Annotated in this window: 1 protein-coding gene; it reads right to left on the bottom strand. The window is 46.3% G+C overall.

Annotation, left to right across the window (positions count from 1 at the left end; all coding sequences use genetic code 11):
* Positions 1-445 (bottom strand): right-handed parallel beta-helix repeat-containing protein (locus Q1A48_RS21370; RefSeq protein WP_299948898.1); only part of this gene is annotated, 445 nt, incomplete at both ends.

The following is a 445-nucleotide window of genomic DNA, read 5'->3' as shown; positions in this document are numbered from 1 at the left end:
TCTGGGACGCATCGCTAGAGTACCCATCGACATAGATACCGTAACGATTCTCCGTGATTACGTTGCCGTCATTAATCCGTGGATTACTATTACGTCTCACATAAATCCCATGCTCGCTACCACTAATTGTATTTCCAAAAATCTTCGGAGTAATCTGCCCCCAAGTACGAATACCGGTATAATTATTAAGAAACTGTGAATTGCGTATAGAGCCGTCACCTCCATTAAAGTGCACTCCTTTGGCAGCGCAGTGTATTTCGGCATATTCAATTGATGCCGTAGCCCCGGCAACAACCTCAATTCCTGGCCAGTCCTGCCTCTTGGTACCGATACCATCACAGGCATCTGCAGTCGGCTTAAAGACAACCGGAGAGGATTGACTACCAGATACTACTAGACTGCCTTTAACCCTCATCGGATAAGCAGAAGGGAGATTGATTCTGGT

Origin of the sequence: uncultured Microbulbifer sp. (genome assembly GCF_947489355.1) — a bacterium.
GTDB lineage: Bacteria > Pseudomonadota > Gammaproteobacteria > Pseudomonadales > Cellvibrionaceae > Microbulbifer.
This window is presented reverse-complemented; position numbering and strand designations above follow the sequence as displayed.